This is a genomic window from Pseudomonas sp. LjRoot277 (assembly GCF_964253845.1).
In the GTDB taxonomy this organism is placed as follows: Bacteria; Pseudomonadota; Gammaproteobacteria; order Pseudomonadales; family Pseudomonadaceae; genus Aquipseudomonas.
On sequence record NZ_CAXURI020000001.1, the window covers coordinates 1,297,039 to 1,317,198 of the forward strand.

Below are 20,160 nucleotides of genomic sequence, written 5' to 3' on the forward strand. Positions count from 1 at the left end.
GTTCTGTAATGAGCGAAGCAATCAAAAAGCCTGTGAGCCCTGAAGGCATTATTCAGATGCAGGGCGTGAACAAGTGGTACGGCCAGTTCCACGTGTTGAAAGACATCAACCTGAACGTTAAACAGGGCGAGCGTATCGTCCTCTGCGGCCCGTCGGGTTCCGGCAAATCCACCACCATTCGTTGCCTCAACCGTCTGGAAGAACACCAGCAGGGCCGCATCGTGGTCGATGGCGTGGAGCTGACCAACGACCTCAAGCAGATCGAATCGGTCCGCCGTGAAGTCGGCATGGTGTTCCAGCACTTCAACCTGTTCCCGCACCTGACCATCCTGCAGAACTGCACGCTGGCACCGATGTGGGTGCGCAAGATGCCCAAGCGCAAGGCCGAAGAAATCGCCATGCACTACCTGGAACGCGTCCGCATTCCAGAGCAGGCGCATAAATTCCCGGGGCAACTGTCCGGCGGTCAGCAACAGCGCGTGGCGATTGCCCGTGCTCTGTGCATGAAACCGAAAATCATGCTGTTCGACGAACCGACCTCGGCACTCGACCCGGAAATGGTGAAAGAGGTGCTGGACACCATGATCGGCCTGGCCGAAGACGGCATGACCATGCTCTGCGTGACCCACGAAATGGGCTTCGCCCGCACCGTGGCCAACCGTGTGATCTTCATGGACAAGGGCGAAATCGTCGAACAGGCTGCGCCGAACGACTTCTTCGATAACCCGCAGAATGAGCGTACCAAGCTGTTCTTGAGCCAGATCCTGCATTGATTGGCGCTTGGCAGTGAAATAAACCCGGACAGTGTTCCGGGTTTATTTTTTTCTGAGGTTATTGCGTCAGAACGGTTTCTTGTTCTGGATGACGTGTCGCCAACAGCTGCTTTAAATCGGCGCCCTCGCTGAGCGCATGCACCTCGGCCATCAGATGCGGGTGACGATCCAGCAAGCGCATCAGGGTAAATAGCGGTTGAGGAGGGGCAAGTTCACCGCGCTCATAGCGGGAAAACGCATTGTGCCCGCCGCCGGAGAGTAGCTTCACCGCGTCTTTCTGCGTGAGGTGCAATTTGCGGCGGATACGTTTTATCTCGGATCCCATGACTTGAAAGCAGTCTTCCAGCAGTTGATCGCCTGCATCGACGTATCGTTCGGCGCTGTCTGTAGTGTCATCGAAGATGATTTCACCACACAGCTTGCATTCCCAACCGGCTAGATCGTGTACCAGTCGCGACATTTGCTTGTAATTGACGGTGAGACTGCGATCGACGAAGTGATGCATGCCGTCGCGGGCGCCACAGCTCATGCATTGCCGTATCTTCATAGGTTTTTCTCCTTGAAGGAGATCACTGGGGCGCCACCACCGGGGCAGTAGGTCACTTTAATGTAAATCTCCTGATCATTAAGTTTTGCGTGGTAAACGTCCTGCCAGGTTCGGTGATCCAAATAAGTGGTCATGGATTTGTAGAGCATCCTTCTCTCCAGCGCATAAATGACCTTTTGCATGCTCTTGTAATTGAGTCCCATGCTCCTGCCTGTCTCCAGCGCTTTGTTAGTGAGAGCATGGACCCCCATCCTGGCAACCTCCGCCTTGACCACCGCCAAGTCGTAATGAGGTGTGTTCGTTTCCATAAGACACTTCAACTCTGAGATAAAAATTACCCTTAAAGGGTAATTTTAACAATCGAAAATCCCGCTCCTTTTCCCGCCCTTTAACCCTAGGCGGTTGTCCTCTCGGACGAAGCTGACTAACATGTCAGAAAATTCATCCTATGATTGGATGAAAGGGCGAATCCTATGTCAGACATTTCTCCGCTAGTTAAACGGTCCCTGGTCGACCAGGCACTGGACCAGTTACGCCTGCGCATCACCGAAGGCGTGTGGACGGTCGGCCAGCGCCTGCCCACCGAACCCGAGCTGTCCGCCGAGCTGGGCATCAGCCGCAATACCGTGCGTGAAGCCATGCGCGTACTGGCGTTTTCCGGGTTGATCGAAATCCGTCAGGGCGACGGCAGCTATTTGCGGGCGGTGGTCGATCCGCTCGACACCCTGAAGGCGTTGTCCCGCTGCTCCCACGAACAAGCCCGGGAGACTCGGCACATTCTGGAAGTCGAGGCCATCGGCCTGGCCGCATTGCGTCGTACCGACGAAGACCTGGTGGCATTGCGCGAGGCGTTGGGTGTCAGTGGCAGTCACTACCACGGCGATCTCGACACCTATATCGCCTGCGATCTGGTGTTTCACCGTCGACTGGTTGACGCCGCGCACAACCCGACCCTCAGCGAGTTGTATCGCTATTTTTCCAGCGTCATCGGTGCGCAACTGCGCGAGACCCTGAACATTTCCCCTCGACGCCAAGAGGTGTTCGACCTTCATATCGCACTGCTTGATGCAGTCGAACAACGCGACCCGGAACGGGCTAAAGCCCTGTCGAGGCAGTTGATCAATGAACCTTGAAACCGAGAACCCCATGTCCAGCCAGCAGGTCAACAACAGCAGCATTCCCCAGGCCAAGCGCACGGCGGAGCTCGAAGAGCTGCTGATCGACGCCGAGGCGGATGACGAACAGGTCCAGCAAAGTCACCCGATCCTGCGGCGGCCGTGGCTGTTGTTGCTGGGTCTGATTCTGGTGGCGCTGAACCTGCGCCCGGCGCTGTCGAGCATGGCGCCGATGCTCAGCGAGGTTTCGAAAACCCTCGGTTTGTCGGCAGCCCAGGCCGGTTTGCTGACGACGTTGCCGGTGCTGTGCCTCGGCTTGTTTGCACCGCTGGCGCCCGTGCTGGCACGACGTTTCGGCGCCGAGCGAGTGGTGTTGGGCATTCTCTTGATGTTGGCCGGCGGGATCATCCTGCGCAGTTCGTTCGGCGAGATCGGCCTGTTTGCCGGCAGCGTATTGGCCGGTGCCAGCATCGGTGTGATCGGCGTATTGCTGCCCGGCATCGTTAAACGCGACTTCGCAAAGCACGCGGGCACCATGACCGGCGTCTACACCATGGCTCTGTGCCTTGGGGCGGCGATGGCTGCGGGCGCGACCGTGCCGTTGAGCGAGCATTTCGACAAGAGCTGGGCCTTGGGCCTCGGCTTCTGGGTGGTTCCGGCATTGGTCGCGGCGATTTTCTGGTTGCCACAAGTCGGCCAGAAACACGGCGCGCACAACGTCGCGTATCGGGTTCGCGGTCTGCTGCGTGATCCACTGGCCTGGCAAGTGACGCTCTACATGGGCCTGCAATCTTCTCTGGCCTACATCGTGTTCGGCTGGTTGCCATCGATCCTGATCGGTCGCGGCCTGACGCCGACCCAGGCGGGTCTGGTGCTGTCAGGCTCGGTCATTGTTCAGTTGGCGAGTTCACTGGCGGCGCCATGGCTGGCGACGCGTGGCAAGGATCAGCGTCTGGCGATCGTCATCGTCATGCTGCTGACCCTTGGCGGGTTGTTCGGTTGCCTCTACGCACCGATCGAAGGCTTGTGGGGCTGGGCGATCCTGCTGGGGCTGGGGCAGGGCGGTACGTTCAGTCTGGCGTTGACCTTGATCGTGCTGCGTTCGCGGGACGCCCATGTCGCGGCGAACCTGTCGAGCATGGCCCAGGGCTTCGGTTACACCCTGGCGTCCATGGGCCCGTTCGCGGTCGGCATCGTGCATGACTGGACCGGCGGCTGGAACGCCTTGGGCTGGATTTTCGGCATCATCGGCCTGGGGGCGATCATCGCTGGTCTCGGTGCCGGCCGTTCGCTGTACGTCCAGGTCGAAAGCGAAAAGGTCTGACACCCGCACACTGTCGGTATTCGGCTCACGAATGCCGATAGTGTTTCGCGCCTTTGTTGACTATCGTGCAGGCAATCCTTTGAAACCACTTTGCACATCAGGGAGCCTGTCCATGAGTGATGCCCACAACGCATTGATCACCCAGTTCTACCAAGCCTTCCAGCGGCTGGATGCCGAGGCCATGAGTGCCTGCTATACCGACGACGTGGTGTTCAGTGATCCGGCGTTCGGCGAGCTGCGCGGCCGCGATGCCGGCGACATGTGGCGGATGCTCACCACTCGGGCCAAGGATTTTTCCCTGACGTTCGATAACGTGCGCAGCGATGAGCGCACGGGCGGCGCCCATTGGGTGGCGACGTACCTGTTCAGCCAGACCGGTAACACCGTGGTCAACGACATTCAGGCGCGTTTTGTTTTTCGCGACGGCAAGATTTGCGAGCATCACGACAGCTTCGATCTGTGGGCCTGGTCCCGACAGGCGCTGGGTTTCAAAGGGCTGTTGTTGGGCTGGACGCCGGCGGTGAGAAACGCCGTGCGCGCTCAAGCCTTGAAGGGGCTGAAGGCATTCCAGGCCAGTCGCTGATAAGATCGCGGCTTGTTTCCTTTCAAGCCTTGATCGTCACGTGAACACCGCCAGCGAATTTTCCGTCACTGCCGCCGAACCGACGCTGCCTGTCAGCAAGCCCTGGTTCGTTTACCTCGTTCGCGCGGCCAATGGTTCGCTCTACTGCGGGATCAGCGATGATCCCGCGCGCCGCTTCGCCACCCACCAGAGAGGCAAGGGCGCGCGCTTTTTTCTCTCCAGCCCTGCCGTGGCACTGGTCTACACCGAAGCCTGCCGCGACAAAAGCGAAGCGTTGCGGCAGGAACGGCTGATCAAAAAACTCAAGAAAAGCGCCAAGGAATGCTTGGTGGCGAGTGCTACTGCGGGCTTATCAATCTGACTGATAAGCGCCCATCAGGCAGATCGGTGGGCTGCTCCGGGAATGCGCGCTAAGCTGCGGATTCCTTATCCGTGCGGCGGAGCCGAGCATGTCAGAGTTAATTCTTCATCATTACCCGACGTCCCTTTTCGCCGAAAAGGCCCGCTTGCTGCTGGGCTTCAAAGGGTTGTCCTGGCGCTCGGTGAAGATCTCGCCGGTGATGCCCAAACCCGATCTGACCGCGCTGACCGGCGGCTACCGCAAGACGCCGGTGTTGCAGATTGGCGCGGATATCTATTGCGACACGTCGTTGATCGCCCGTCGTCTGGAGCAGGAAAAAGCCTTGCCTGCATTCTTCCCGGAAGGTCAGGAAATGATCGCTGCGACCTTCGCCGCGTGGGCGGATTCGGTGGTGTTCCAGCACGCGGTCAGCCTGGTGTTTCAACCGGAATCGATCGCCGTGCGCTTCGGCAATATGCCGCCGGAGGCGATCAAGGCGTTCATTGCCGATCGCGCGGAGTTGTTCAGCGGTGGCAGCGCCACACGGCTGTCGGCAGAGCAGGCCCGGCATCAATGGCCGACCATCATGACGCGTCTGGAGCAACAGCTTCAGCGCGAGCAGGGCGACTTCCTGTTCGGCGAGCCGTCGATTGCCGACTTCGCCCTGGCTCACTCGTTGTGGTTCCTCAAGGCGACGCCGGTCACTGCGCCGCTGGTCGATGCTTATCCAGCGGTTTCTGCGTGGCTGGGTCGCGTGTTGGGCTTCGGTCATGGCGCGTTCAGCGAGATGACCTCCGAAGAGGCGCTGGAGGTTGCGCGCAATGCCACACCGGCCGCATTGCCGGATGAGCAATTCGACGAGCCGAATGGTTTTGAGGCGGGTCAGCAGGTGGTCATTGCCGCCATCGATTACGGCGTTGACCCGGTGGCGGGTGAGTTGCTGTTTGCGGGCAGTGAAGAATTGATTCTGCATCGCGAGGACGAGCGGGGTGGCGTGGTGCATGTGCACTTTCCGCGATTTGGCTTCCGCATCGAAAAGCGCTGATAAACACACACCCTGTGGCGAGGGGATTGATAACCCTGAGGGATTACTTAAGGGCTGCAAGAATGGCATCCGGGTCATACCCGCGAATCAACGTCCCGTTCACATCGATGATCGGAATTCCGCCGCCACCCAATGCGTTATAGGCCTTGCGCGACTCGGCATCCTTCTCGATATCGAACTCCTTGTACGGAATGCCCTTCTGATCGAGAAAGCGCCGGGTCAGTTTGCAGTAGCCACACCATTCGGTGGCATAGAGCACAACATTGGCCTTCGCCTGAGTCTGCTCCGACACCACCTGTGCCGGATGGATCACCCGCTCGATCTTGCCCCAGTTCTGGTAGATCACGACCACCAGCAGGATCAGCAGGAATTTTTTCAGTACGCCACCGAGCATCAGTTACGTCGCTTGAGCTGATCGGTGAGCTGGGTCGGCAGACCTTTGATGATCAGTGTGCCGGCTTCTTCGTCGTATTCGATCTTCGAGCCCAGCAGGTGCGCTTCGAAGCTGATGGACAGGCCTTCGGCGCGACCGGTGAAGCGGCGGAACTGGTTGAGGGTACGTTTATCTGCCGGAATCTCCGGCGACAGGCCGTAGTCCTTGTTGCGGATGTGGTCGTAGAAGGCTTTTGGGCGCTCTTCGTCGATCAGTTCCGAGAGTTCTTCCAGGCCCATGGGTTCGCCCAATTTAGCCTGGCTGCTGGCGTAATCCACCAAGGTCTTGGTTTTCTCGCGGGCGGATTCTTCCGGCAGGTCTTCGCTTTCGACGAAGTCACTGAAGGCCTTGAGCAGAGTGCGGGTTTCGCCGGGGCCGTCGACGCCTTCCTGGCAGCCGATGAAGTCGCGGAAATACTCCGAAACCTTTTTGCCGTTCTTGCCTTTGATGAACGAAATGTACTGCTTGGACTGCTTGTTGTTCTGCCACTCGGAAACGTTGATCCGCGCCGCCAGGTGCAGTTGGCCCAGGTCCAGGTGCCGGGACGGGGTCACGTCCAGCTGATCGGTCACTGCAACGCCTTCACTGTGGTGCAGCAGCGCGATCGCCAGGTAGTCGGTCATGCCTTGCTGATAATGCGCAAACAGCACGTGGCCGCCCACAGAGAGGTTCGACTCTTCCATCAGCTTTTGCAGATGCTCCACCGCCACCCGGCTGAACGCGGTGAAATCCTTGCCGCCATCGAGGTATTCCTTCAGCCAGCCGCTGAACGGATGCGCCCCGGACTCGGCATGGAAGAAACCCCAGGCCTTGCCTTGTTTGGCGTTGTAGCTCTCATTGAGGTCGGCAAGCATGTACTCGATGGCGCTCGACTCGGCCAATTCGGAATCGCGAGCGTGGAGAACTGCGGGCGTGCCGTCGGGTTTTTTGTCGATCAGGTGGACGATGCAATGACGGATCGGCATGGGCTTCTCGGCTGATTGAAGAGAGGAGGGCGTGCTCCCCCAAAAAGTGCCAAGTGTACCGCAACCACTGGTTTTGGCGCGGCACCAAGGGCAATTCGCAGGTGTCCGATGGCGCTTATGCTGTTTTTTACAGTTTTAGAGCAATAAAGCTGACCAAATGGGTAGCTAGAGGCGGATATTTCCCCGTCTCTGTGCTAGTTTTGCCCGGTCTTACGCGAAGTCACTGCGTTAAGCGTGCATTCAGCATTTGTCAGGTCGAACCAAACCCTGATTTCGGTATCTATAACCCCGACTCGTCGCGGTTATGGCCGAGGGTGCCAGATCCAGAAGATCGGGCTCGATGGCTGACACTGCACTCTGCAATCCATATGAATTTGATAGGGAAGGAACATTACATGGCTCTTACTAAAGACCAACTGATCGCCGACATCGCTGAAGCTATCGACGCGCCAAAAACCACCGCGCGTAACGCTCTGGACCAACTGGGCCAAATCGTTGCTGATCAGCTGGAAAACGGCGGCGAAATCACCCTGCCAGGTATCGGCAAGCTGAAAGTGACTGAGCGTCCTGCCCGTACCGGCCGCAACCCTTCGACTGGCGCTGCCATCGAAATCGCTGCCAAGAAAGTTATCAAGCTGGTTGTGGCCAAAGGCCTGACCGACGCTGTTAACAAGTAAGACGCAGTAAAAAAAGCCGTGCTCCGGAGTGATCCGGGCACGGCTTTTTTGTGTCTGCGATTCAGCGACTGTCCTGAAAACACCTCTAAACCAATGTGGGAGCGGGCTTGCTCGCGAATGCGGTGTATCAGTCACCATTTAAGTCGACTGACACACCGCATTCGCGAGCAAGCCCGCTCCCACATTTTGATCTGTGTCGGTCAGTTACTCAGCTCTTGCGAGCCCAGCGTTCGCGCCAGACCTGCTGCTCGGACTTGGTCTGGAAGGTCCAGGCGACGAAGCGGCTTTGCTTCTGCCCCTGAGACATTTCCACGACCTGGCTTTCCAGTACGCCGGCCTTTTTCAGGGCCGTCTGGATCGCCGGCAGGTTGGAGGCTTTCGAGACCAGGGTGCTGAACCAAAGCACTTTGTGTTGGAAATGTGCGCTCTCGGCGATCAGTTGCGTCACAAACCGTGCTTCGCCACCTTCACACCACAATTCTGCCGATTGACCGCCAAAGTTCAGCACTGGCAGTTTGCGTTTTGGATCGGCGCGGCCCAGGGCGCGCCATTTACGCTCGCTGCCCTTGGTCGCTTCGTCCATCGATGCGTGGAACGGCGGGTTGCACATGGTCAGGTCAAAGCGTTCGCCGGGTTCGAGCAGGCCCAGCAGAATGTGCTTGGGATTGCTTTGTTGGCGCAACTGGATGGCTTTGTTCAGCCCGTTGGACTGCACGATGGCTTTGGCGGCGGCCACGGCCGTCGGGTCGATTTCCGAGCCGAGAAAGTGCCAGCGGTAGTCGCTGTAGCCGATCAACGGATAAACGCAGTTGGCGCCCATGCCGATATCGAGCACCTTGACCGGCGCGCCGCGCGGGATCTCGCCGTCGTTGACGCTGGCCAATAAGTCGGCCAGGAAGTGCACGTAGTCGGCACGGCCCGGAACCGGTGGGCAGAGGTAGTCGGCCGGGATGTCCCAATGGGCGACGCCGTAGAACGACTTGAGCAACGCACGGTTGAACACCCGCACGGCGTCCGGGCTGGCGAAGTCGATACTTTCCTTGCCGTACGGATTGATGATCACGAACTTCGCCAGTTCCGGCGTGGTTTTGATCAGCGCCGGGAAGTCGTAACGACCCTGATGGCGGTTGCGCGGGTGAAGGCTGGCCTTCTCGCGGGGCTCCACGGCTTTGGCCGGGGTCGCGGAATCAGGCTTTTTGCGCGCAGGTCTTGGTGTGCGGGGGGCGTTCATGGGCGTTGTCGATTCGGGTATGGCTAAAAGTGGCGGGTATTGTCCCACACTTGATCGGTGTTGCCTGCGATCTGATGATCGATGAGGGGCCAATGTGGGAGCGGGCTTGCTCGCGAAGGCGGTTTAACATTCAGCATGGATATAGGCTGACACTCCGCTTTCGCGAGCAAGTCGAATCGTCGCACCGCCGCTCCCACATTAGGTTTGAGGTGTTTGGGATAAAGCGTCGGGCACAAAAAAGGGAGGCCGTTTCGGGCCTCCCTCTTTCATTGCGATTTGCCGTTACAGGCTGGCAATCCGCGCATGCTGCTCGGCCAATTTGCCCAAAGCCTGTTCAGCTTCAGCCAGTTTGGCGCGTTCCTTCTCGATGACTTCGGCCGGGGCCTTGTCGACGAAACCGGCGTTGGACAGCTTGCCGCCCACGCGCTGAACTTCGCCCTGCAGACGCAGGATTTCCTTGTCCAGACGCGCCAACTCAGCATCTTTGTCGATCAGACCGGCCATCGGCACCAGCACTTCCATCTCGCCGACCAGTGCGGTGGCAGACAGCGGTGCTTCTTCGCCGGCAGCCAACACCGTGATCGATTCGAGGCGAGCCAGCTTCTTCAGCAGGGCTTCGTTCTCGGTGAGACGACGCTGATCTTCGGCGCTGACGTTTTTCAGGAACAGGTTCAGCGGCTTGCCCGGACCGATGTTCATTTCGCCACGGATGTTACGCGTGCCGAGCATCAGGCCCTTGAGCCATTCGATGTCGTTCTCGGCAGCCGGATCGATGCGCTCTTCATTGGCCACTGGCCACGGTTGCAGCATGATCGTCTTGCCTTCGATACCGGCCAGCGGCGCAATGCGCTGCCAGATTTCTTCGGTGATGAACGGCATGAACGGATGTGCCAGACGTAGCGCGACTTCCAATACCCGAACCAGCGTGCGGCGGGTGCCGCGCTGACGTTCGACCGGCGCGTTTTCGTCCCACAGCACAGGCTTGGAGAGCTCCAGGTACCAGTCGCAATACTGGTTCCAGATGAACTCGTACAAGGCTTGTGCGGCCAGGTCGAAACGGAACTGATCGAGCTGACGGGTCACTTCGGCTTCGGTGCGTTGCAGCTGCGAAATGATCCAGCGGTCCGCCAGCGACAGCTCGTAAGCTTCGCCGTTCTGACCGCAGTCTTCGCCCTTGTCCAGCACGTAGCGCGCGGCGTTCCAGATCTTGTTGCAGAAGTTGCGATAGCCCTCGACACGGCCCATGTCGAACTTGATGTCGCGACCGGTGGACGCCAGCGAGCAGAAGGTGAAACGCAGGGCGTCGGTGCCGTAGCTGGCGATGCCGTCGGCGAACTCGTCGCGGGTCTGCTTCTCGATCTTCTTCGCCAGTTTCGGCTGCATCATGCCCGAGGTGCGTTTCTGCACCAGGTCTTCGAGTTCGATGCCGTCGATGATGTCCAGCGGGTCCAGGACGTTGCCCTTGGATTTGGACATCTTCTGGCCCTGGCCATCTCGCACCAGGCCATGAACATAAACGGTCTTGAACGGAACCTGCGGCGTGCCGTCTTCGTTCTTCACCAAGTGCATGGTGAGCATGATCATCCGGGCAACCCAGAAGAAAATGATGTCGAAACCAGTCACCAGCACGTCGGTGGAGTGGAATTTCTTCAGGAATTCGGTCTGCTCAGGCCAGCCGAGCGTGGAGAAGGTCCACAGGCCCGAACTGAACCAGGTGTCGAGAACGTCGTTGTCCTGTTGCAGCGCAACGTCCGGGCCGAGGTTGTGCTTGGCGCGTACTTCGGCTTCGTCGCGACCGACATAGACCTTGCCCGACTCGTCGTACCAGGCCGGAATCCGGTGGCCCCACCACAGCTGACGGCTGATGCACCAGTCCTGGATGTCGCGCATCCACGAGAAGTACATGTTTTCGTACTGTTTCGGCACGAACGCGATGCGGCCGTCTTCAACGGCAGCGATGGCTGGTTCAGCCAATGGCTTGGTCGACACGTACCACTGGTCGGTCAACCACGGCTCGATGATGGTGCCGGAGCGGTCGCCTTTCGGCACTTTCAGCGCATGGTCGTTGACGCTGACCAGCAGGCCGGCAGCATCGAACGCAGCAACGATCTGCTTGCGCGCTTCGAAGCGGTCAAGGCCGGCGTATTCGGCCGGGATCTTGCCGTCGATGCTTTCGTTGAGCGTGCCGTCGAGGTTGAACACCTGACAGGCCGGCAATACGGCAGCGTTCTTGTCAAAGATGTTCAGCAGCGGCAGGTTGTGGCGCTTGCCGACTTCGTAGTCGTTGAAATCGTGGGCCGGGGTGATTTTCACGCAGCCGGTGCCGAATTCAGGGTCGCAGTAATCGTCGGCGATGATCGGGATACGGCGGCCGACCAGCGGCAGCTCGACGAATTTTCCGATCAGGGCCTGGTAGCGTTCATCGTTCGGGTTAACCGCTACGGCGGCGTCGCCGAGCATGGTTTCCGGGCGAGTGGTCGCCACGATCAGGTAATCGTTGCCTTCAGCGGTCTTGGCGCCGTCGGCCAGCGGGTATTTCAGATTCCACAGGAAACCTTTCTCGTCGTGGTTTTCCACTTCGAGATCGGAAATCGCCGTGTGCAACTTGGTGTCCCAGTTGACCAGGCGCTTGCCGCGGTAGATCAGGCCGTCTTCGTGCAGGCGCACAAAGGCTTCTTTAACGGCTTCCGAGAGGCCGTCGTCCATGGTGAAGCGCTCGCGGCCCCAGTCCACGGACGAGCCGAGACGGCGGATTTGACGGCTGATGTTGCCGCCGGACTGATCCTTCCATTCCCAGACTTTTTCGAGGAATTTCTCACGGCCCAGATCGTGACGATTCTGGCCCTGGGCTTCGAGTTGACGCTCCACCAGCATTTGCGTGGCGATACCGGCGTGGTCGGTACCCGGCTGCCACAGGGTGTTACGACCTTGCATGCGGCGGAAACGGATCAGGGCGTCCATGATCGCGTTGTTGAAGCCGTGACCCATGTGCAGGCTGCCGGTGACGTTCGGCGGCGGGATCATGATGGTGTAGGACTCGCCCGCGCCTTGCGGGGCGAAGTAATTCTCTGACTCCCAGGTGTTGTACCAGGAAGTTTCAATGGCGTGCGGCTGGTAGGTCTTATCCATGCGCGGCGGGACCCTATTGGCATTTATTCAGGAAAAGCCGGCAAGTATAGCGGGGCATGGGGCGTAGGGCGAGCAGGGGCGGACAGGGCGCAAATCAAACTGTGGAATGAACCTGTGGCGAGGGAGCTTGCTCCCGCTGGGGTGCGAAGCGGCCCCGACATCAGCAAGTTCGGTTTGTCAGGGACGCCGCGTGTTCCGGCTTTGCGGCTGCTGCGCAACCGAGCGGGAGCAAGCTCCCTCGCCACAGTAGTCCGCCGGGCTCGGGGTTACTCGTACTGGCTCAACAACCGTTCCATCCGCGCGGCCAGGCGGCGTTTGATTTCGGTTTCGATGTGCGGGGCGAAGTCGTCGATCACGTCTTGCATGATCAATTGCGCGGCGGCGCGCAGTTCGTCATCCAGGTGCAGCAGGTCGTCGGGGCCTTTGCTGGCGGCGGGTGCCGGTTGGGTAGCAGGGGCAGCAGGGGCGGGTGGCGCCGGTTCGAGAATGGGCGGGCTGGCGCCGACTGTATCGAACAGCATCGGAATCTGTTCCTGATCACCTTCCTCGACCGTGTCGGTGAGCAAGGGCGGTTGCAGATTGTCATCGCCGAGCAGTTGGCGGATCGACTCAAGGTCATCCAGCAGGTGCGCGGACTTTTGCTGCGGTTTTGGAGTGTCCATCGGAATGCTCAGAGTCGCTGTAAACGGTGATCTTGCAGAGGATAGCCCTGTTCGCGGTAGAAACGGAAACTCTCCCGCGCAGCCGTACGAATCGTCGGATCTTCCACCACCACTTCCGCCACGCGGGCGAACTTTTTGGCGAATGCCGGGACTTTCAGGGCGAGATTGACCAACAGATCCTGATGCGGGCCGCAGTCATCGCCAAGACCCAACACAATCAAACCGTCCGGCTCATTTTCAGCGGGGCCGTGAGGCACAAAGCTTTCGCCCTTGAAGGCCCACAGGCGCGCATCGAGATCGTCGCGTTGGGCTGCATCGCTGCAATGCAGGTAGATGCGGTGGCCCATGCGCCAGGCTTTTTCGGTGAGCTTGCAGGCAAAGTCCAGCCGTGCCGAAGGATCGGCGCTGGGCAGGATATAGAAGTCGACTTTGGTCATTGCGGTTCCTGAGCCTTGGGTGGCGTCCCCCGAAAGTGACGTCGCCCAAGGTCATCGGTTTCAGGCTTTGGCGCGGTCCAGCAGGTATTGGGTCAGCAATGGAACCGGGCGGCCAGTGGCGCCCTTGTCCTTGCCGCCGCTGGTCCAGGCCGTGCCGGCGATGTCCAGATGCGCCCAGTTGAGGTTCTTGGTGAAGCGCGACAGGAAGCAGGCAGCGGTGATGGTGCCGGCTTTCGGGCCGCCAATGTTGGCGATGTCGGCGAACGGGCTGTCCAGCTGTTCCTGGTACTCATCGAACAGCGGCAGTTGCCAGGCGCGATCGTCAGCCGATTGGCCGGCGCTCAGCAGTTGGCCGATCAGTTCGTCGTTGTTGCCCAGCAGGCCCGACGTGTGGGAGCCCAGAGCAACGACGCAAGCGCCGGTCAGGGTAGCGATGTCGATTACCGCTTGCGGCTTGAAGCGCTCGGAGTAGGTCAGGGCGTCGCACAGCACCAGACGGCCTTCGGCGTCGGTGTTGAGGATTTCCACGGTCTGGCCGCTCATGGTGGTGACGATGTCGCCAGGACGCGAAGCATTGCCGCTCGGCATGTTCTCGGCGCAGGCCAGGATGCACACCAGGTTGATCGGCAGTTTCAATTCGAGCACGGCACGCAGGGTGCCGAATACGCTGGCAGCGCCGCCCATGTCGTATTTCATTTCATCCATGCCGGCGCCCGGTTTCAGGCTGATGCCACCCGTGTCAAAGGTGATGCCTTTGCCGACCAGTGCATACGGCTTCTCGGATTTCTTGCCGCCGTTGTATTGCATGACGATCAGACGCGGCGGCTGGGCGCTGCCCTGGCCGACGGCGTAGAACGAGCCCATGCCCAGGTCCTTGATCTTCTTCTCATCAAGGACTTCGACTTTCAGGCTCTTGAATTCTTTGCCCAGGTTCTTCGCTTGCTCACCGAGGAACGTCGGGTGGCAGATGTTCGGCGGCAGGTTACCCAGGTCGCGGGTAAACGCCATGCCGTTGGCGATGGCGGTGGCGTGGGCCACGGCGCGCTCGACTTCAGCCTGGGCAGCCTTGATGGTCACCAGGGTGACTTTCTTCAGGGCGCGAGGCTCGGCTTTCTGGCTTTTGAACTGGTCGAACGTGTATTCGCCGTCCACCAGGGTTTCGGCCAGCAGGCGGGTCTTGCCGTAGCTGTCGCGGCCTTTGACCACGACTTCGTCCAGGGCCAGCACTGCATCGCTGCCGCCCAGGCCTTTAAGGGTATTGAGGATGCCGGCGATGATTTTGCGGAACGGGCGGTCGCCCAGCTCTTCGTCCTTGCCCACGCCGACCAGCAGCACGCGCTCGGCCTTGAGGTTCGGCAGGCTGTGCAGCAACAGGCTCTGACCGACTTTGCCAGCCAGGTCGCCGCGCTTGAGTACAGCGCTGATGGCGCCACCGCTCAGTTCGTCGAGTTGTTTGGCGACGGTGCCGAGCTTGCGGCCTTCGCCGACGGCGACTACCAGAGTGGCGGTTTTCAACGTTTCTGGGCTAACGCTTTTTACAACCAGTTCCATGTCCGGGTCCCTGAATTAATGGTCAACACGCAAGTGTTCGACGGCATGCGTTCGAACTTGCTTATAGATAGAAAGACGCAGGTCACGGCCCGCGACAAAGGCCGCAGTTTGAACCTCGTGCCCTGAGCCTGACAACCCTCGGTCGTACGAACTTCAGCGCTTTACCCGCCTGCTTGAGCATGCGCAGTGACAGGCGCACCCAATCACAGGATAATGCGCCATCTTTTTCGGCGGCTCTGCCCTGCGGGCTGTCTGATACGTTTGCTTGTTTGGCCGCCTTAGCCTGACAACACTGGAGTGTCTGGTTTGATCGTCTTCCGTTATCTATCCCGCGAAGTCCTGTTGACCTTGAGCGCCGTCAGCGCCGTGCTGCTGGTCATCATCATGAGCGGTCGCTTCATCAAGTACCTCGCCCAGGCGGCCTCTGGCCTCCTGGATCCGGGCTCGCTATTCCTGATCATGGGCTTCCGTTTGCCGGGCTTCCTGCAGTTGATTTTGCCTTTGGGCCTGTTTCTAGGAATCCTGCTGTCCTACGGTCGCCTGTACCTTGAAAGCGAAATGACCGTGCTGTCTGCCACCGGCATGAGCCAGCAGCGTCTGTTTGCCATGACCCTTTTTCCAGCCACCCTGGTCGCACTGGTGGTGGCATGGCTGAGCCTGAGCCTGGCGCCACAAGGTGCCAATCAGTTCCAGTTGCTGTTGAACAAGCAGGATGCCCTGACCGAGTTCGACACCCTCGAGCCGGGTCGTTTCCAGGCACTGCGTGACGGAACGCGGGTGACCTACACCGAAACGCTGTCGGATGACCGCATCAACCTCGGCGGCGTATTCATTTCGCAAAAGAACGTATCGTCTGATGAAAAGGATCGCGGGATCTCCGTGCTGGTGGCCGAGAAGGGCCGTCAGGAAATTCGCCCCGACGGTAACCGTTACCTGATTCTCGACAACGGCTATCGCTATGACGGCAATCCGGGTCAGGCCGACTACCGGGCGATCAAGTACGAGGAGTACGGCGTATTGCTGCCCAAGCCGGACGTCAGCGACGAAGTGACCGACCGTGACGCGATGACCACCAGTTTCCTGATCGGCAGCGATGACATTCGCTCCCGCACCGAACTGCAATGGCGTCTATCCCTGCCATTGCTGGTATTCATCGTGACCCTGATGGCGGTGCCGCTGTCGCGGGTCAATCCGCGTCAGGGCCGTTTCCTCAAGCTGCTGCCGGCGATTCTTCTATATATGGCTTACCTGTCCATCCTGATTGCCGCCCGCGGCGCCCTTGAAAAGGGCAAAATCCCGCCAGCTCTGGGGTTGTGGTGGGTGCATGCAATCTTCCTGGCCATCGGCCTGGGCTTGCTCTATTGGGAATCCTTTCAGTTGAAGCTGGCGAGTCGCCGCAGCGCGCTGGAGGTGGCTCGTGGATAAGCTCGATCGGTACATTGGTAGCAGCGTGTTCGTGGCCATTCTGGCGGTACTGGGGATCATTCTCGGTCTGGCGACGCTGTTCGCGTTCATCGATGAAATGAGTGAGGTCAGCGATACCTACACCCTGGTCGACGTGTTGAGTTATGTCCTGCTGACCGCGCCGCGTCGTCTTTACGACATGTTGCCGATGGCGGCACTGATCGGTTGCCTGATCGGCCTCGGCAGTCTGGCCAGTCACAGCGAGCTGACCATCATGCGCGCTGCGGGCGTGTCGATCGGGCGAATCGTCTGGGCGGTCATGAAGCCAATGCTGATCCTGATGGTGGTGGGTGTGCTGATCGGCGAGTACGTCGCGCCGGCCACCGAAGTCACCGCTCAGGCCAATCGCTCCCTGGCTCAGGGCGGCGGCGATGCGCAGAGCGCCAAGCATGGTTTGTGGCATCGCCAGGGTGATGAGTTCATTCACGTCAACTCGGTACAACCCGACGGTCTGCTGTACGGCGTCACCCGTTATCGTTTTGACAATGAGCGTCATATGCTGTCTTCCAGCTTCGCCAAACGGGCGAAGTTCGATCAGGATCACTGGCAGTTGAGCGACGTCACCACCACGCTGTTCCATGAGAAGAGCACCGAAGTGGTCACCGCCCCGGTCGAGCGCTGGAATGTCGCCTTGAGTCCGCAGCTGTTGAGTACGGTGGTCATGTCGCCTGACACGCTGTCGATTAGCGGTCTGTGGGGTTACATCCACTACCTGGCTGACCAGGGCCTGAGCAATGGTCGTTATTGGCTGGCATTTTGGGTCAAGGTGTTGCAGCCGCTGGTTACCGCCGCTCTGGTACTGATGGCGATTTCCTTCATCTTCGGCCCATTGCGCTCGGTGACCCTCGGTCAGCGAGTGTTCACCGGCGTGCTGGTGGGTTTCACCTTCCGTATCGTTCAGGATTTACTCGGTCCTTCGAGCCAGGTCTTCGGTTTCTCGCCACTGTTTGCGGTGCTTGTTCCGGCGGGTGTTTGTGCCTTGGCCGGGGTCTGGTTGTTGCGCCGGGCCGGTTGATCAAGGGTTTCTCCTGACCTTGCAGGTCACTCAAAACGCCCCTGTCGCAAGACCGGGGCGTTTTTGTAGGCGCCGTCTGACCTGCGAACGTGACGCTTGCGCCGTGGATCAGGTACAATTCCCGGCTATTTTTCGGCGGGCTATGCCTGCAGCCTTTTTGAGTGTTGATCCGTGAGTGATTTGAGTCATATCCGCAATTTCTCCATCATCGCCCACATTGACCATGGCAAGTCGACGCTGGCCGATCGCTTCATCCAGATGTGTGGCGGCCTTGCCGAGCGCGAAATGGAAGCCCAGGTTCTGGACTCCATGGACCTGGAACGTGAACGCGGGATCACCATCAAGGCCCACAGCGTCACCCTCTATTACACCGCTCGCGATGGCATCAAGTACCAGCTGAACTTCATTGACACCCCGGGCCACGTTGACTTCACCTACGAAGTCAGCCGGTCACTGGCGGCCTGTGAAGGCGCGTTGCTGGTGGTCGATGCCGGTCAGGGCGTTGAAGCGCAGTCGGTAGCCAACTGCTACACCGCGATTGAGCAGGGCCTGGAAGTGATGCCGGTCCTGAACAAGATCGACCTGCCTCAGGCCGACCCGGACCGCGTGAAAGAAGAAATCGAAAAAATCATCGGCATCGATGCCACCGATGCGGTCGAGTGCAGTGCCAAGACCGGTCTGGGCGTCGACGAAGTGCTGGAGCGTCTGGTCAAGACCATTCCTGCGCCGACCGGCAACTATGAAGATCCGCTGCAAGCGTTGATCATCGACTCCTGGTTCGACAACTACCTGGGCGTTGTTTCCCTGGTTCGCGTGCGCCACGGTCGTGTGAAGAAGGGCGACAAGATCCTGGTCAAGTCCACCGGCAAGATCCACCTGGTGGACAGCGTCGGTGTCTTCAACCCGAAACACACCGCCACCGTTGACCTGAAGGCCGGCGAAGTGGGCTTCATCATCGCCGGCATCAAGGACATTCACGGTGCACCGGTCGGTGACACCCTGACCTTGAGCTCCACGCCGGACGTCGACGTGCTGCCAGGCTTCAAACGCATTCAGCCGCAGGTGTACGCCGGCCTGTTCCCGGTCAGCTCCGACGATTTCGAAGATTTCCGTGAAGCCTTGCAAAAGCTCACGCTCAACGACTCGTCCCTGCAATACACCCCGGAAAGCTCCGATGCCCTGGGCTTCGGCTTCCGTTGCGGGTTCCTCGGCATGCTGCACATGGAAATCATCCAGGAGCGCCTGGAGCGCGAGTACGACCTGGACCTGATCACCACGGCACCGACGGTAATTTTCGAGCTGCTGCTGAAAACCGGTGAAACGATTTACGTCGACAACCCGTCGAAGCTGCCAGACCTGTCCTCGATCGAAGACATGCGTGAACCGATCGTGCGGGCCAATATTCTTGTGCCGCAAGAGCACTTGGGCAACGTCATTACCCTGTGCATCGAGAAGCGTGGCGTACAGCACGACATGCTGTTCCTCGGTACCCAGGTTCAAGTGACCTACGATTTGCCGATGAACGAAGTGGTCCTGGACTTCTTCGACCGTCTGAAATCCACCAGCCGTGGCTATGCTTCGCTGGATTACCATTTCGATCGTTATCAATCGGCTAATCTGGTGAAACTGGATGTGCTGATCAACGGTGACAAGGTCGACGCCCTGGCGTTGATCGTGCACAAGGATAACGCGCACTACAAAGGTCGCCAGTTGACCGAGAAGATGAAAGAACTGATTCCACGCCAGATGTTCGACGTCGCGATCCAGGCCGCCATTGGCGGGCAGATTATTGCGCGAACCTCCGTCAAGGCACTCAGAAAGAACGTATTGGCCAAATGCTACGGCGGTGACGTTAGCCGTAAGAAGAAACTGCTTGAGAAGCAAAAGGCCGGTAAGAAACGCATGAAGCAAGTCGGTAACGTGGAAATTCCACAAGAAGCCTTCCTTGCAGTGCTCAGGTTGGATAGTTAGGTCCTATGTCACTAAATTTCCCGCTGTTGCTGGTCATCGCCGTGTTCGTCTGCGGCCTGTTGGCGTTGCTCGATCTGGTTTTCCTGGCGCCGCGTCGGCGTGCCGCCATTACCTCCTATCAGGGCAGCGTCAGCCAGCCTGATGGGGTGGTGGTCGAGAAACTGAACAAAGAGCCGCTGCTGGTCGAATACGGCAAGTCGTTCTTCCCGGTGTTGTTCATCGTGCTGGTATTGCGTTCGTTCCTGGTGGAACCGTTCCAGATTCCTTCCGGCTCGATGAAACCGACCCTGGACGTTGGCGACTTCATTCTGGTGAACAAGTTTTCTTACGGGATCCGCTTGCCGGTGATCGACAAGAAAGTCATCGAAGTCGGTGATCCACAGCGCGGCGATGTGATGGTGTTCCGCTACCCGAGCGATCCGAACGTCAACTACATTAAACGTGTGGTAGGCCTGCCGGGTGACCAGATTCGTTACACCGCCGACAAGCGTCTGTTCGTCAACGGTGAGTCGATTGCCGAACAACTGGTCGGCTCCGAGCCGGGCACGTTGGGCAGCGCTGAGCTCTACAAGGAAAAACTCGGCGTTGCCGAGCACCTGATCCGCAAGGAAATGAGCCGTTACCGCGCAACGCCGGACCATTCGTGGACCGTGCCTGCCGGGCACTACTTCATGATGGGCGACAACCGCGACAACTCGAACGACAGTCGCTACTGGGATGATCCGAGCATTCCCAAGGATCTGCTGGGCATGGTTCCCGACAAGAATATCGTCGGCAAGGCCTTCGCAGTCTGGATGAGCTGGCCGGAACCTAAACTCAGTCACCTGCCGAATTTCTCGCGGGTTGGCCTGATCAAGTAATCACACACGGCGCTGTTGAACACAGCGCCGAATGCATT

Annotated in this window: 20 protein-coding genes; 11 read left to right on the forward strand and 9 right to left on the reverse strand. The window is 59.2% G+C overall.

Translation table 11 applies throughout. From position 1 onward, the window contains the following. Positions 1–8 precede the first annotated feature (8 nt). Positions 9–773 carry an amino acid ABC transporter ATP-binding protein gene (locus ACSQ87_RS06150; protein ID WP_008147575.1) on the forward strand — a complete coding sequence of 255 codons (765 nt, stop codon included), beginning with the start codon at positions 9–11 and terminating at the stop codon, positions 771–773. A gap of 58 nt (positions 774–831) precedes the next feature. Here ACSQ87_RS06150 and ACSQ87_RS06155 read toward each other — a convergent pair whose 3' ends face one another. Beyond that, the gene (locus tag ACSQ87_RS06155) at positions 832–1,320 is read right to left on the reverse strand and encodes a type II toxin-antitoxin system MqsA family antitoxin (RefSeq protein WP_223429690.1); all 489 of its coding nucleotides are present in this window, start codon (positions 1,318–1,320) and stop codon (positions 832–834) included. Beyond that, a complete protein-coding gene (locus ACSQ87_RS06160) occupies positions 1,317–1,628 on the reverse strand; it encodes a type II toxin-antitoxin system MqsR family toxin (protein WP_436273540.1) in 312 nt (103 codons plus the stop codon). The genes ACSQ87_RS06155 and ACSQ87_RS06160 overlap by 4 nt, the downstream gene beginning before the upstream one ends. A gap of 165 nt (positions 1,629–1,793) precedes the next feature. Between ACSQ87_RS06160 and ACSQ87_RS06165 the strand changes: the two genes are divergently transcribed. From ACSQ87_RS06165 to ACSQ87_RS06185, 5 genes are all read left to right on the forward strand, one after another. Then, entirely contained in the window at positions 1,794–2,453 is a 660-nt protein-coding gene (locus ACSQ87_RS06165) for a FadR/GntR family transcriptional regulator (RefSeq protein ID WP_223429692.1), read from the forward strand. After that, positions 2,443–3,759, forward strand: coding sequence for a CynX/NimT family MFS transporter (locus tag ACSQ87_RS06170; protein WP_223429693.1), 1,317 nt, complete (start codon positions 2,443–2,445; stop codon positions 3,757–3,759). The genes ACSQ87_RS06165 and ACSQ87_RS06170 overlap by 11 nt, the downstream gene beginning before the upstream one ends. Before the next feature lie 112 nt (positions 3,760–3,871). Then, the gene (locus ACSQ87_RS06175) at positions 3,872–4,342 is read left to right on the forward strand and encodes a nuclear transport factor 2 family protein (RefSeq protein WP_123365717.1); all 471 of its coding nucleotides are present in this window, start codon (positions 3,872–3,874) and stop codon (positions 4,340–4,342) included. A gap of 40 nt (positions 4,343–4,382) precedes the next feature. Continuing rightward, positions 4,383–4,703: a GIY-YIG nuclease family protein gene (locus ACSQ87_RS06180; protein ID WP_436273541.1), complete on the forward strand. Its 321-nt coding sequence runs from the start codon at positions 4,383–4,385 to the stop codon at positions 4,701–4,703. An 88-nt stretch (positions 4,704–4,791) separates the two neighbouring features. Then, positions 4,792–5,727 (forward strand): glutathione S-transferase family protein, encoded by a 936-nt coding sequence (locus ACSQ87_RS06185; protein ID WP_436273542.1) that lies wholly within the window; start codon positions 4,792–4,794, stop codon positions 5,725–5,727. 43 nt (positions 5,728–5,770) lie between these two features. Here ACSQ87_RS06185 and ACSQ87_RS06190 read toward each other — a convergent pair whose 3' ends face one another. Then, positions 5,771–6,121 carry a glutaredoxin family protein gene (locus tag ACSQ87_RS06190; RefSeq protein ID WP_436273543.1) on the reverse strand — a complete coding sequence of 117 codons (351 nt, stop codon included), beginning with the start codon at positions 6,119–6,121 and terminating at the stop codon, positions 5,771–5,773. Continuing rightward, the gene (yejK, locus tag ACSQ87_RS06195; protein WP_008147593.1) at positions 6,121–7,125 is read right to left on the reverse strand and encodes a nucleoid-associated protein YejK; all 1,005 of its coding nucleotides are present in this window, start codon (positions 7,123–7,125) and stop codon (positions 6,121–6,123) included. Before yejK ends, ACSQ87_RS06190 begins: the two co-directional genes overlap by 1 nt. Before the next feature lie 395 nt (positions 7,126–7,520). Between yejK and ACSQ87_RS06200 the strand changes: the two genes are divergently transcribed. After that, complete coding sequence (locus ACSQ87_RS06200) at positions 7,521–7,802, forward strand: HU family DNA-binding protein (RefSeq protein WP_007905514.1); 282 nt, start codon at positions 7,521–7,523, stop codon at positions 7,800–7,802. Between the two features lie 208 nt (positions 7,803–8,010). On the opposite strand, the gene rlmF is transcribed toward ACSQ87_RS06200, so the two are convergent. The 5 genes from rlmF to ACSQ87_RS06225 form a co-directional block, all read right to left on the reverse strand. Continuing rightward, positions 8,011–9,033: a 23S rRNA (adenine(1618)-N(6))-methyltransferase RlmF gene (gene rlmF / locus ACSQ87_RS06205; RefSeq protein ID WP_056743581.1), complete on the reverse strand. Its 1,023-nt coding sequence runs from the start codon at positions 9,031–9,033 to the stop codon at positions 8,011–8,013. 282 nt (positions 9,034–9,315) lie between these two features. After that, positions 9,316–12,162, reverse strand: a complete 2,847-nt coding sequence (locus ACSQ87_RS06210) for a valine--tRNA ligase (RefSeq protein WP_201185831.1) — start codon at positions 12,160–12,162, stop codon at positions 9,316–9,318. 266 nt (positions 12,163–12,428) lie between these two features. Continuing rightward, entirely contained in the window at positions 12,429–12,824 is a 396-nt protein-coding gene (locus ACSQ87_RS06215; protein WP_436273544.1) for a DNA polymerase III subunit chi, read from the reverse strand. 8 nt (positions 12,825–12,832) lie between these two features. Next, complete coding sequence (locus tag ACSQ87_RS06220; protein WP_436273545.1) at positions 12,833–13,261, reverse strand: DNA polymerase III subunit chi; 429 nt, start codon at positions 13,259–13,261, stop codon at positions 12,833–12,835. A gap of 60 nt (positions 13,262–13,321) precedes the next feature. Further along, positions 13,322–14,812, reverse strand: a complete 1,491-nt coding sequence (locus ACSQ87_RS06225) for a leucyl aminopeptidase (protein WP_436273546.1) — start codon at positions 14,810–14,812, stop codon at positions 13,322–13,324. Between the two features lie 306 nt (positions 14,813–15,118). On the opposite strand from ACSQ87_RS06225, the gene lptF reads away from it, so the two are divergent. The 4 genes from lptF (at position 15,119) to lepB (ending at position 20,122) form a co-directional block, all read left to right on the forward strand. Beyond that, complete coding sequence (gene lptF / locus ACSQ87_RS06230) at positions 15,119–16,237, forward strand: LPS export ABC transporter permease LptF (protein WP_223429701.1); 1,119 nt, start codon at positions 15,119–15,121, stop codon at positions 16,235–16,237. Next, positions 16,230–17,291: an LPS export ABC transporter permease LptG gene (gene lptG / locus ACSQ87_RS06235; RefSeq protein ID WP_223429702.1), complete on the forward strand. Its 1,062-nt coding sequence runs from the start codon at positions 16,230–16,232 to the stop codon at positions 17,289–17,291. The genes lptF and lptG overlap by 8 nt, the downstream gene beginning before the upstream one ends. 171 nt (positions 17,292–17,462) lie before the next feature. Continuing rightward, positions 17,463–19,262, forward strand: coding sequence for a translation elongation factor 4 (lepA, locus tag ACSQ87_RS06240; protein ID WP_008151572.1), 1,800 nt, complete (start codon positions 17,463–17,465; stop codon positions 19,260–19,262). Between the two features lie 5 nt (positions 19,263–19,267). Next, entirely contained in the window at positions 19,268–20,122 is an 855-nt protein-coding gene (gene lepB, locus ACSQ87_RS06245; RefSeq protein WP_150654750.1) for a signal peptidase I, read from the forward strand. Positions 20,123–20,160 lie beyond the last annotated feature (38 nt).

Bases quoted from the DNA above. Each gene is read 5' to 3' on its own strand.
- ACSQ87_RS06215 (WP_436273544.1), bottom strand. From the start codon at position 12,824: ATGGACACTCCAAAACCGCAGCAAAAGTCCGCGCACCTGCTGGATGAC.
- ACSQ87_RS06175 (WP_123365717.1), top strand. From the start codon at position 3,872: ATGAGTGATGCCCACAACGCATTGATCACCCAGTTCTACCAAGCCTTC.
- rlmF (WP_056743581.1), bottom strand. From the start codon at position 9,033: ATGAACGCCCCCCGCACACCAAGACCTGCGCGCAAAAAGCCTGATTCC.
- yejK (WP_008147593.1), bottom strand. From the start codon at position 7,125: ATGCCGATCCGTCATTGCATCGTCCACCTGATCGACAAAAAACCCGAC.
- ACSQ87_RS06165 (WP_223429692.1), top strand. From the start codon at position 1,794: ATGTCAGACATTTCTCCGCTAGTTAAACGGTCCCTGGTCGACCAGGCA.
- ACSQ87_RS06200 (WP_007905514.1), top strand. From the start codon at position 7,521: ATGGCTCTTACTAAAGACCAACTGATCGCCGACATCGCTGAAGCTATC.
- lepB (WP_150654750.1), top strand. From the start codon at position 19,268: ATGTCACTAAATTTCCCGCTGTTGCTGGTCATCGCCGTGTTCGTCTGC.
- ACSQ87_RS06170 (WP_223429693.1), top strand. From the start codon at position 2,443: ATGAACCTTGAAACCGAGAACCCCATGTCCAGCCAGCAGGTCAACAAC.
- ACSQ87_RS06225 (WP_436273546.1), bottom strand. From the start codon at position 14,812: ATGGAACTGGTTGTAAAAAGCGTTAGCCCAGAAACGTTGAAAACCGCC.
- ACSQ87_RS06155 (WP_223429690.1), bottom strand. From the start codon at position 1,320: ATGAAGATACGGCAATGCATGAGCTGTGGCGCCCGCGACGGCATGCAT.
- ACSQ87_RS06220 (WP_436273545.1), bottom strand. From the start codon at position 13,261: ATGACCAAAGTCGACTTCTATATCCTGCCCAGCGCCGATCCTTCGGCA.
- ACSQ87_RS06210 (WP_201185831.1), bottom strand. From the start codon at position 12,162: ATGGATAAGACCTACCAGCCGCACGCCATTGAAACTTCCTGGTACAAC.
- ACSQ87_RS06150 (WP_008147575.1), top strand. From the start codon at position 9: ATGAGCGAAGCAATCAAAAAGCCTGTGAGCCCTGAAGGCATTATTCAG.
- ACSQ87_RS06190 (WP_436273543.1), bottom strand. From the start codon at position 6,121: ATGCTCGGTGGCGTACTGAAAAAATTCCTGCTGATCCTGCTGGTGGTC.
- ACSQ87_RS06185 (WP_436273542.1), top strand. From the start codon at position 4,792: ATGTCAGAGTTAATTCTTCATCATTACCCGACGTCCCTTTTCGCCGAA.
- ACSQ87_RS06160 (WP_436273540.1), bottom strand. From the start codon at position 1,628: ATGGAAACGAACACACCTCATTACGACTTGGCGGTGGTCAAGGCGGAG.